Source organism: Microvirga aerophila (genome assembly GCF_003332305.1).
Classification (GTDB): Bacteria; Pseudomonadota; Alphaproteobacteria; order Rhizobiales; family Beijerinckiaceae; genus Microvirga; species Microvirga aerophila.
This window is the reverse complement of record NZ_QOIO01000100.1, coordinates 1-10,204: the sequence shown is the minus strand read 5'-3', so window position 1 is coordinate 10,204 and position 10,204 is coordinate 1. Positions and strand designations below refer to the sequence as shown.

The following is a 10,204-nucleotide window of genomic DNA, read 5'->3' as shown; positions in this document are numbered from 1 at the left end:
TCAGCCAAGAGACTTAGATTGAATCAGATCCGCCGCAGCTCGAAAACCGGATTCCGTCAAAACGCAGCGTGCTCTAAGATTTACGTACAGAAACGAGGGGAAGGACCTGTATGGCCAGCTCCTTGATACCGACGGTTCTTTGATCCGGGATGCCTTTTTCATCAAATCCTTCATGACCGCAAATGTTAGCGTGGCTGCTGCCGCCTTAACCAATGGTCGGATTGCGGTTTCATGGACCCACAATACGGACGGCTGGGGGGCCTACGAAATGGGAACCCAGATCGTCAATACTGACGGCACGGCTGGAGGCTCCGCAATCGACATTGGGGCTGGAGCTTCCTACGGGGTCATGGCAGGCCTGGCCAATGGCGGCTACGCGATGACATACTATAAAACTGGTTCTGGTGTGAAAAATATCGTCTTCGACAGCAATGGTGTTGCTGGTCCTGAGATCAGCATTGGTACCAGTGCGCAATACGATGTAGCAGGCTTGAAAGGCGGCGGTCATGTGTCCGTTTGGTCGACGGTTGTGGGCCTTGGATGGCGTATCGATGCCCTCCTGCGCAAAGCAAATGGGCAGGACGTCCAAATAAGTGTGACGGCCCCTGGCCGCATCGGCGAAGAAAAGGTGATTGCCCTTGCGAACGGCAACTTCGTAGTCGCTTGGCGTGATGGCGTTGGTGATGGCAATGCCCTCAAGGCTCGCATCTATAGTCCGGAAGGCGTCGCTACCGGTGGAGAAATCATCCTCTATCAAAATCCAGCCGCCTCGGCTGAGGACTTAGATATCAAGCCGTTGCTCGACGGAGGGTTTGCACTTGCCTTCACTGTATCCAGTGCAGATTCCGACATTTATCTGGGAACTTACTCTGCCACCGGCAGCATGGTTTCTGCGCCTGTAATGATCAATGACGATACGAGGAACCTCAACGAATCCAATCCATCTATCCTGACTCTCAATGATGGGCGCTACCTTGTCGATTGGAAGAACGCCGAGGGAAGGGTTCATTATCAAGCCTATGATCCACGGACTGCAGGGGTCAGCCTGTCAGGAGACAATGCAGACGACCGCTATAGCGGGAGTCAGTGGGGCGACACTCTCAGTGGCGCAGGCGGTCACGACCGGCTGATCGGTAACGGTGGCAACGATTTCATCACAGGTGGTCTCGGTAACGATCTACTCAATGGAGGAGTGGGCGCGGACACGGCGGTGTTCAGCGGCAGGCGCTCCGACTACTCGGTAACGGTCCTCCAGAATGGTAGCTATTCTGTCACCGATACACGAGCGGGCGGCGATGGCCAAGATACCATCTTGGAGATTGAGAGCTTTCAATTCGCAGATGGCACGCTCAGCCTGACGCAGTTGCTCGCTACCCCCGGAGGCACTACCCCTATTGGTGGCTTGAAGCTTGTGGGCACGAAGAATAGGGACGTGCTCACCGGCGGTGACGGCAATGATCAACTGTGGGGCAAGGCCGGCAAGGATGTGCTGACGGGTGCAGGAGGTCAGGACATCTTCGTGTTCGACACCCGGCCGAACACCAAGACCAACCTGGACAGGATCAGCGACTTCTCGGTGGCCGAGGACACGATCTGGCTCTCCGACAGCGTGTTCAAGAAGCTCGGCAAGGGCACAGAGGCGTCTCCGACCAAGCTCAAGAAGGCGTTCTTCAAGATCGGTACCAAGGCCAAGGATAAGAACGACTACCTGGTCTACAACAAGAAGACCGGCGTGCTGTCTTACGATGCCGACGGCTCCGGCGCAGGAAAAGCCGTCGAGATCGCCAAGCTCGCCAAGAACCTCAAGCTCACCCAAAACGACTTCTTCGTCGTCTAAGAGACCATAGTTGGGAGATCCTCGGGCAGGGCAAGCGGCGCGCTTGCCCTGCCCGGAAATGGCTTTTCGCCTCGGGGCCTTTCCCTGGGAATCGCGAGCCCTTAAATCTCCTTCATGAGTCGCAACACCTATAACGACGTTCCACCGGACATCCTGACCAACGACGAGGACGAGGGCGTTGTCGCCCTTGAGAGCGGGTCCGACGTCGAGTTCGACCTGGAGGCCAATCCCGGATCGGTTCAGCGTGGAACGGAGGTCATCCGTCGCTTCTGGACGACTTTGCCCAATGCGCCGGGCGTCTATCGGATGCTCGACGCCAAGGGCGATGTTCTCTACGTGGGCAAGGCGAAGAGCCTAAAGAACCGGGTCGGCTCCTATGCCCGGGGCCAGGCCCATTCCAATCGCATTGCGCGCATGATCGGCGAAACCTCCTCCATGGAGTTCGTCACCACGGCGACGGAGACCGAGGCGCTGCTGCTCGAGGCGAACCTCATCAAGCAGCTCAAGCCCCGCTACAACGTGCTGCTGCGGGACGACAAGTCGCTGCCCTACATCCTGCTCACCGCCGACCACGAGGCGCCGCAGCTCGTCAAGCATCGCGGGGCGCGCAAGCGCAAGGGGGATTACTATGGTCCCTTCGCCAGCGTGTGGGCAGTGAACCGCACCATCAACGCGCTCCAGCGCGCTTTCCTCCTGCGGTCCTGCAACGACAGTTATTACGAGAACCGGACGCGGCCCTGCCTTCTATATCAAATCAAGCGCTGCTCTGGCCCGTGCACCAAGGAAATCTCCTTCGATGACTATGCCAACTTGGCCGCGGAGGCTCGGGCGTTTCTTTCCGGCAAGTCGAATGCCGTGAAGGCGCGCATCACGGAAGAGATGCAGCAGGCCGCGGAGGAGCTCGAATTCGAGCGCGCCGCCCGCTGCCGCGACAGGCTCGCGGCTCTCTCGGCCATTCAGGGCGTGCAGGGCATCAACACCCAGTCGGTGGAAGAGGCGGACGTGTTCGCCCTCGACGAGCAGGCGGGGCAGTTCTGCGTAGAGGTGTTCTTCTTCCGCAACTGGCAGAACTGGGGCAACCGCGCGTATTTTCCGAAGGCCGACAAATCCATGAGCCCGGAGGAGGTTCTGACCTCGTTCCTGGCGCAGTTCTACGACGACAAGCCGGCGCCGCGCCTCGTCCTGCTCTCTCATGACGTCGAGGATGCGGATCTGATGGCGGCGGCGCTCTCGTCCCGCGCCGAGGCCAAGGTGGAAATCCATGCACCGCAACGAGGCGAGCGGCGCCAGCTCATCGAGTACGTGCTGCGCAACGCCCGGGAAGCCCTGGGCCGTCGGCTCGCCGACACCGCCTCGCAGCAGAAGCTTCTCGTCTCCCTCGGCCAGGCCTTCGGGTTGAAAAAGACCCCGCGACGTGTGGAGGTGTACGACAACTCCCACATTATGGGCACCAATGCCGTAGGGGCCATGGTGGTGGCGGGACCGAGCGGCTACATGAAGCAGCATTACCGCACCTTCAACATGAAGTCGGAGGACCTCAAGCCCGGCGACGATTACGGCATGATGCGCGAGATGCTGCACCGGCGCTTCGCCAGGCTAGTCAAGGAGGAGCCGCGGTTGCCCGACGCGCCTGAGATGCCGCGCCCGGAGGACGACGACAGCTTTCCGGCCTGGCCCGATCTGGTCCTGATCGACGGCGGCAAGGGCCAGCTCGAGGCCGCCCGCCGGGCGCTGGCCGAGGTCGGGGTCAGCGAGGAGGATGTGGCCCTTGTGGGGATTGCCAAGGGGCGGGATCGGGATGCCGGGCGGGAGACCTTCTTCAAGCCTGATGAGCCTCCCTTCAAGATGCCGCCGCGGGACCCTGCGCTCTATTTCGTGCAGCGCCTGCGCGACGAGGCTCACCGCTTCGCCATTGGGTCGCACCGGGCCAAGCGCAAGCGCGAACTTGTGAAGAACCCTCTCGATGAAATTCCCGGAATCGGACCGACCCGGAAGCGCGCCCTCTTGCACCATTTCGGGACCGTGAAGGCTATCCAGCGGGCGGCCCTGGAAGACCTCATGAAAGCCCCCGGGGTGAACGCCGCAACAGCCCGCGCCGTCTACGATTTCTTCCATGATCGGGGGTGAGCGGCGATCCTTTGAGGCATCGCTTCGACGAATGCCCATGCAATCGCCGGATCGTTTCGATTGCCTTCGGTCAACGGGACGCCAATAAATGGGTTTCCGCCTTGGGCGGCTGCCGGGACGGTTGACGGACCAGCCCCTGGCATGTTTCCTGCCCGTCTTATGAGCACTGCCCCTGCGATGAGACGATCAACGGCCTTCAATCTCCCGAATTTGCTGACCTATGGTCGGCTCGCGGCGGTGCCTGTCGTGGTGGGACTGCTGTTCTGGCCCGAGGACCACTGGTCGCGCTGGATGGCCCTTGGGGTTTTCGCCGTAGCGGCCATCACCGACTACCTCGACGGTTACCTGGCGCGGGTTTATGCGCAGCATTCAGCGCTCGGGCGCATGCTCGATCCCATTGCCGACAAGCTCTTGGTGGCGGCCTGTCTGCTGATGCTCGTGGCGGATCGGACGATCCACGGGTGGGCGCTTTGGGCCGCCATCGTCATCCTCTGCCGTGAGATCCTGGTCTCGGGACTGCGCGAATTCCTGGCGGAGCTCAAGGTGAGCGTGCCCGTCAGCCGGGTCGCCAAGTGGAAAACGACCCTCCAGCTCCTTTCTGTCGGATTTCTCATCGCCGGTCCCGCCGGCGAGACGGTCTTGCCCGGCAACATCATGATCGGAACGGTGCTTCTCTGGGCGTCCGCGATCCTGACGATCTATACGGGATGGGATTACTTCAAGAACGGCATCCACCACCTCACGGACGAGGGGTAAGGTTGTGAAACTCGTCTATTTCGCCTGGGTGCGCGAGCGGATCGGCAGGATGGACGAGGACGTGGACCTTCCGGACGGCGTCGCAACGGTCGCGGACCTCGTGCGATGGCTGAAGGCCAGGGGCGAGGAATATGAGTACGCCTTTGAAAACGAGGGCGTCATCCGCACCGCCATCGACCATGTTCACGTCAAACCCGACGCCGTAATCGCGGGAGCGCGCGAGATCGCCTTCTTCCCGCCCATGACGGGCGGATGACCCTCGTGCAGAGGGAAAAGCCGTGATTGCCACCATACGGATCCAGGCTGAAGGCTTTGATGTCGCCGCCGAGACGGCCATGCTGACCGCTGGGCGGGAGGATATAGGGGCTGTCGTGGCCTTTACGGGCATGTGCAGGGACGAGGGAGGCCGGCTTGCGGCCCTCGAACTCGAGCATTACCCGGGGATGGCGGAGGCCGAGATCGCCCGGATCGCCGCGAGCGCGCAGGAGCGCTGGCCTCTCGCAGGTCTTACCGTGATTCATCGGTTCGGCAGGATCTGCCCGGGCCAGGAGATCGTCCTGGTTCTGACTGCCTCGGCCCATCGCCAGGCGGCCTTCGAGGCTGCCTCCTTCCTGATGGATTATCTCAAGACCCAGGCCCCGTTCTGGAAACGGGAGCATCTCAAGGACGGAACGGTCGGAGCCTGGGTCGCGGCGAAAGCCCATGATGACGAGGCGGTGGCCCGCTGGAGCTGAGGCCGCGATCCTTGACCTTGCGTCCCGGGAGGAGGAGCATCTGCGTGGAACGACAAACGGAGATGCGGGATGCGCGGCGTCGTTGTCTTTCTTGCCCTGCTGGTGACGTTGCCTGCCTTGGCGCAGGCCGAGCCCCCGGTGACCCAGGCGCAGCTGCCTGGCCATGACGATCCGAATTGCTTTTGCCTTGCGAACGGGCGAATGTTTGGTCCGGGGGAGCGGGTGTGCCTCAAGACAGCCCAAGGGCCCCGGCTCGCCCAATGCGACATGGCGACGAACGTGATGTCCTGGAGCATCACTCAGACACCATGCCCAGAATCATGAAAACGCTGCCGGGGAGGCCCCGGCAGCGGCATGTCCGATGAAATTTTCCGTGATCGTTCGGGCGAGCGCCCGAATGAAATGTCGCTAGAAGACGCCTGCCACGATGGCGCAGATGAAACCGAGCGACACGCATACCGCTGCGATGTTCAGTGTGGACGTCCAATCCATGTTCGTCGTCAGGTTCATGGTTCAACCTCCTATCTGAATAGAGAGGAAGCTAGCAGGTCGATCATGAGCTGGGAAGGCCCCACCCTCGCGTCAAGCGCCGCCGCCGGCAGCGTTGAAAGAGTTTATAGAGCGTTAACCTATTGTCAGGCTTAAGAAGAAATCGAGTTGAGACAGCCCGGAAAAATTTTTCCGGAGTAGCCATGGGCCAAAGGTCTTCGGGACTTCCTTCGCGCCCACGCTAAAGTCTTGCTGCATCGCACAATCAGAGCTGCGAGGGGCTGGATGCTTGGATCACAGGAGCCCGTTTCTTCCGTGAACTCCGCTCGGGTGGAGTTCACGGGGGCAGCGCCTTGGCTCATGGCTCCAAGTCGGGCGTTGACGGGAAATTTACGCATCGTCCCGTAAATCTACGCCCATGCGTCGTGGGTTAGTTGCGTTTTTCGCCCTATCGCTTGTCGGACTTGGGCTTACGGGTTGCGGGCTGTTTCGGTTCGAGCAGCGCGAAGCCTGGCGTTCGCAAGCCGAGGAAGCTTGTTTGTCACAGCGGCTGGTCCAGCCTTCCGCTTACATGGCCCTGTCCGCGAAGATCGACGGACCAGGCGTCTGCGGCATGGATTACCCGTTCAAGGTTTCGGCCTTCAATAACGGCGCGATCGGCCTGAAATCGAAGGTCACCTTGGCCTGTCCGATCATCCCGCGAATCGATACTTGGCTCGACGAAATCGTGAAGCCGGCGGCGCTGATGTATTTCGGCGTTCCGGTCGTGGACGTCAAAGCTGGGTCCTATTCGTGCCGTCCCCGCAATAACCGCATGGGCGCGAAGCTCTCCGAGCATTCCTTCGGCAATGCCCTCGACGTCATGGGCTTTGTCCTCGCCGACGGGAGGCAGGTTTCCGTCGTGAAGGGCTGGAAAGGAGACCCGGCCGAGCAGGAGTTCCTGCGCGAGGCCTTCGTGGGCGCCTGTCGTTACTTTACGACTGTTCTCGGTCCAGGCTCCGACGCGTTTCACTACGATCATCTGCATATCGATCTGGCGCGGCACGACCCCCAGGGCAAACGGCGCGTCTGCAAACCCATCCTGAAATTCACGCCCCGAATCGACCCGGAGCAATCGCGTCTGGCCGTTCAGGACATGCCGCCCACGGCGGATCTGGCGCCCATCGACATGGAGCAGGATTCCCCGGAGGAGGAGGCTCCCATGGCGTCGCGCGGGGCCAATATCCCCCAGTCGCAGCCTTATGCCGGCCCTATATCCCGTCCCCCCGCGAATGCTGGCTATGCGGCCGACCTGCCTGCGCCGAATGCGTTGCCGCCGAACGAGGCGTATCCACGAAGCCCGCAGGCGCAAACCTACGCGCCTCCCGCCTCCCAGCGACCCTGGAGCGGAGGGCCGCTCCCCCTCGCAGGCTCGGGGATTTATTAACCTGCAAGCGGAGCCTTGACCTTGCCGAGCGCCGCCCACATGGTTCAAACTGAGGCGCAATAGATCTCTTGGAGCATGACGATGAAGTGGCTGGCGGCTTTAATCTCCTGTGTGCTGGTGAGCGCGCCTGCGCTCGCTCGCGAGATGACGCCGGCCGAACGGCGCGACCATTCCTATCACGCCGGACTTCCGGCCTGCGACGATCCATCGGTTCTCCAGGACATCTCCTCGACGTTTTCGACCAGGGAAGGCCGGTTCTGGAATTCGAGCCTAGAGATCCTTGGCTTCGAGAGGGTGGGCCAGGTGGCTTGGCGGCCCTGGGGCCTCGATTACATTCCACGCCGCTACTGCTCCGGCACGGTCGTCGTCTCGGACGGCTACAAGCGCCGCATCAACTACTCGATCCGCGAGAAAACCGGCTGGATCGGCTTCGGATGGGGCACGGAGTGGTGCGTCGATGGGCTCGACCGTCACTACGCCTTCGCGCCGCACTGCAAGCAGGCCGCGCCTTGAGCTTGAGCCGGCGCCTCCTCGTTGCGGGCGCCTTGCTGCTTGCCTCGATGCCTGCGGGCGCGCAGCCCGTCCGTGAGGCGAGGGGCGCTCCGGCCGGCTCTTTCGATTTCTATGTGCTGGCCTTGTCGTGGTCGCCGGGCTTTTGCGCGACCACCGGCAGCCCCCGAGGCCGCAAGCAATGTGAGACCGGAAACAGCCTCGGGTTCGTGGTCCATGGGCTGTGGCCGCAGAACGAGCAGGGCTATCCAACGTTTTGCGAGCCTAGCGGCCGCTTCGCGCCCCGTGCCGCCGTCGAGGAGGCGAGCGGACTCTTTCCCGACGATAACCTCGCGCGCTATCAATGGCGCAAGCATGGAAGCTGCACGGGCGAAGACCCGAGCGCCTATTTCCGCGCGGTGCGCCGTGCGCGGGATCTCGTACAGGTCCCTGAGCGCCTTGGGGCGCTGCAAACGGACGCCAAGGTCATGCCTGTCGAGATCGAGCGGATCTTTGCCGCAGTCAATCCAGGCCTGCGCCCGGACATGATCGCCGTCTCCTGCCGGCAGCGCGTCTTACAAGAAGTCCGCATCTGCCTCGACCGCGATCTTCGCGGCTTCAGACAATGTCCAGAGATCGACCGCAGCGGCTGCCGTTCAGGCGAACTCGCCATTCCGGCGGTCCGATAAGGCAACCATGAATTACCGTCATGCCTTTCACGCCGGCAACTTCGCCGACGTCATGAAACACGCCCTGCTGGTGCGAATCCTGGCTTACCTCCAGCGCAAGGAAACGCCTCTTCGGGTGATCGACACTCATGCGGGGATCGGGTTTTACGACCTGACCGGCGACGAGGCGGAACGCACCGGCGAATGGATCGACGGCATCGGCCGCCTCGATCAGGCCTTCTCGCCCGAGGTGGAAGAATTGCTCGCTCCTTATCGGACGGTGATCGCCGATGTCCGAACCCGGCACGGGCAGACGATCTATCCTGGCTCGCCTGGCATTCTCCGTGAGCTGCTGCGGCGGCAGGACCGGGGCGTGTTCGTCGAACTTCACCCTGCCGATCATGCTGTTCTGAGCGGGGCCTTCAACACCGTGGCCAATCTGAAGGTGATGCATCTCGACGGGTGGACGGCCCTTCATGCCCTGATCCCGCCCAAGGAGAGGCGGGGCCTCGTCCTGATCGACCCGCCCTACGAAAAGCCCAACGAATTGGAAAGGCTCGGGACCGAACTGCTGGAAGCCCTGGCGAAATGGCCCACGGGCGTCTATGCGGGCTGGTATCCGATCAAGGCGTTGGAGCCGGTGGATGCGGTCGCGGCGCGCCTGCACGCGGAAAGCCCGCGTCCGGGCTTGCGTCTCGAGCTTCTGGTGGACGATCCGCGCGATCCCTCGCGCCTCAACGGCAGCGGCCTTTTTGTCCTCAATCCGCCTTGGGCTCTGCGCGAAGAGGCGGAAATCCTGCTGCCTGCGCTGGCGGAGCGACTATCCCGGAGCGGATATGGCGGCTACCGCTGCGAAAGTTTCGGCCCCTCTGCTTAGAGCCCTGAAAGGCGGTCTCTGCTTTTCCGTGCGATGTGCCAAAAGCCGATTGCCGCCGGCCTTTTGAGCGTCCATGAAGTCTGCCGTTCCGTTGGCAGTGCTCTTGGCAGGAAATCACGCATGCTCGTTCTTCGCTCGTCCCCCGCTTCGCCTTTCGGCCGCAAGGTCAAAATCGCCGCGTCCCTTCTCGGTTTGAAGGATCGTATCGAGATCGTCGAGGCCGATACAATGAACCCGCAGGACACCCTGCGTCAGCAGAATCCGCTCGGGAAAATCCCGGCTCTCGTTCTAGAGAACGGTGAGGTCCTGTACGACTCGCGCGTGATTGTGGAATACCTCGATCATCTGGCCGGCGGCGGCAAGATCTATCCTGCCGGCATGGACAGGTACATGGCGCTGCGCCAGCAGGCGCTGGCCGACGGCATCATGGATGCGGCACTGCTTCAGGTCTATGAGGGCCGCTGGCGCGCGGAGGACAGGCGTGAACCCAAGTGGGTCGAGCATCAGATCGCCAAGGTCGAGCGCGCACTGGACTATGCCGAAGCCCACCTTTCGTCTCCGGCATCCGATCTGCACATTGGCCATATCGCTCTGGCCTGCGCACTCGGGTATCTCGATCTGCGCATGGGCGGGCAATGGCGGTTGAGTCATCCTGGGCTGGTGGGATGGCTTGATGATTTTGCCGCACGGGTGCCGGCCTTTGCCGCCACCGCAGTCGCCGCCTAACAAAAAGGCCCGGGTTGCCCCGGGCCTTTGCACTGGCGCAAGCCAGACGTCTTAGTACGTGCCGAACTTGAAGTT

At 61.9% G+C, this 10,204-nt stretch carries 11 protein-coding genes; all 11 read left to right on the top strand.

Annotated elements, in window-relative coordinates:
• The first annotated feature begins 139 nt into the window (after positions 1–139).
• Positions 140–1,837, top strand: coding sequence for a calcium-binding protein (locus DRB19_RS27660; protein ID WP_114189196.1), 1,698 nt, complete (start codon positions 140–142; stop codon positions 1,835–1,837).
• Between the two features lie 114 nt (positions 1,838–1,951).
• Positions 1,952–3,964: an excinuclease ABC subunit UvrC gene (gene uvrC / locus DRB19_RS27655; RefSeq protein ID WP_114189195.1), complete on the top strand. Its 2,013-nt coding sequence runs from the start codon at positions 1,952–1,954 to the stop codon at positions 3,962–3,964.
• 141 nt (positions 3,965–4,105) lie between these two features.
• The gene (pgsA, locus tag DRB19_RS27650) at positions 4,106–4,720 is read left to right on the top strand and encodes a CDP-diacylglycerol--glycerol-3-phosphate 3-phosphatidyltransferase (RefSeq protein ID WP_114189194.1); all 615 of its coding nucleotides are present in this window, start codon (positions 4,106–4,108) and stop codon (positions 4,718–4,720) included.
• 4 nt (positions 4,721–4,724) lie between these two features.
• Positions 4,725–4,976, top strand: a complete 252-nt coding sequence (gene moaD / locus DRB19_RS27645) for a molybdopterin converting factor subunit 1 (protein WP_114189193.1) — start codon at positions 4,725–4,727, stop codon at positions 4,974–4,976.
• Positions 4,977–4,998: 22 nt separating this feature from the next.
• Positions 4,999–5,454, top strand: a complete 456-nt coding sequence (locus DRB19_RS27640; protein ID WP_114189192.1) for a molybdenum cofactor biosynthesis protein MoaE — start codon at positions 4,999–5,001, stop codon at positions 5,452–5,454.
• Between the two features lie 69 nt (positions 5,455–5,523).
• On the top strand, positions 5,524–5,778 hold the full coding sequence (locus DRB19_RS27635) for a hypothetical protein (protein WP_114189191.1): 255 nt from the start codon (positions 5,524–5,526) through the stop codon (positions 5,776–5,778).
• Between the two features lie 703 nt (positions 5,779–6,481).
• Entirely contained in the window at positions 6,482–7,369 is an 888-nt protein-coding gene (locus DRB19_RS27630; protein ID WP_245439873.1) for an extensin-like domain-containing protein, read from the top strand.
• Positions 7,370–7,450: 81 nt separating this feature from the next.
• Positions 7,451–7,882: a hypothetical protein gene (locus DRB19_RS27625; protein WP_114189189.1), complete on the top strand. Its 432-nt coding sequence runs from the start codon at positions 7,451–7,453 to the stop codon at positions 7,880–7,882.
• Positions 7,883–7,929: 47 nt separating this feature from the next.
• Complete coding sequence (locus tag DRB19_RS27620) at positions 7,930–8,547, top strand: ribonuclease T2 family protein (RefSeq protein WP_114189197.1); 618 nt, start codon at positions 7,930–7,932, stop codon at positions 8,545–8,547.
• Between the two features lie 7 nt (positions 8,548–8,554).
• Positions 8,555–9,403: a 23S rRNA (adenine(2030)-N(6))-methyltransferase RlmJ gene (locus tag DRB19_RS27615; protein ID WP_114189188.1), complete on the top strand. Its 849-nt coding sequence runs from the start codon at positions 8,555–8,557 to the stop codon at positions 9,401–9,403.
• Positions 9,404–9,523: 120 nt separating this feature from the next.
• A complete protein-coding gene (locus DRB19_RS27610; RefSeq protein WP_114189187.1) occupies positions 9,524–10,129 on the top strand; it encodes a glutathione S-transferase family protein in 606 nt (201 codons plus the stop codon).
• Positions 10,130–10,204: the final 75 nt, after the last annotated feature.

What these genes read in the sequence shown, in the direction of transcription:
- DRB19_RS27620 (WP_114189197.1), top strand. Translation starts at nt 7,930, where the DNA reads ATGCCTGCGGGCGCGCAGCCCGTCCGTGAGGCGAGGGGCGCTCCGGCC.
- DRB19_RS27615 (WP_114189188.1), top strand. Translation starts at nt 8,555, where the DNA reads ATGAATTACCGTCATGCCTTTCACGCCGGCAACTTCGCCGACGTCATG.
- pgsA (WP_114189194.1), top strand. Translation starts at nt 4,106, where the DNA reads ATGTTTCCTGCCCGTCTTATGAGCACTGCCCCTGCGATGAGACGATCA.
- uvrC (WP_114189195.1), top strand. Translation starts at nt 1,952, where the DNA reads ATGAGTCGCAACACCTATAACGACGTTCCACCGGACATCCTGACCAAC.
- DRB19_RS27610 (WP_114189187.1), top strand. Translation starts at nt 9,524, where the DNA reads ATGCTCGTTCTTCGCTCGTCCCCCGCTTCGCCTTTCGGCCGCAAGGTC.
- DRB19_RS27625 (WP_114189189.1), top strand. Translation starts at nt 7,451, where the DNA reads ATGAAGTGGCTGGCGGCTTTAATCTCCTGTGTGCTGGTGAGCGCGCCT.
- DRB19_RS27635 (WP_114189191.1), top strand. Translation starts at nt 5,524, where the DNA reads ATGCGCGGCGTCGTTGTCTTTCTTGCCCTGCTGGTGACGTTGCCTGCC.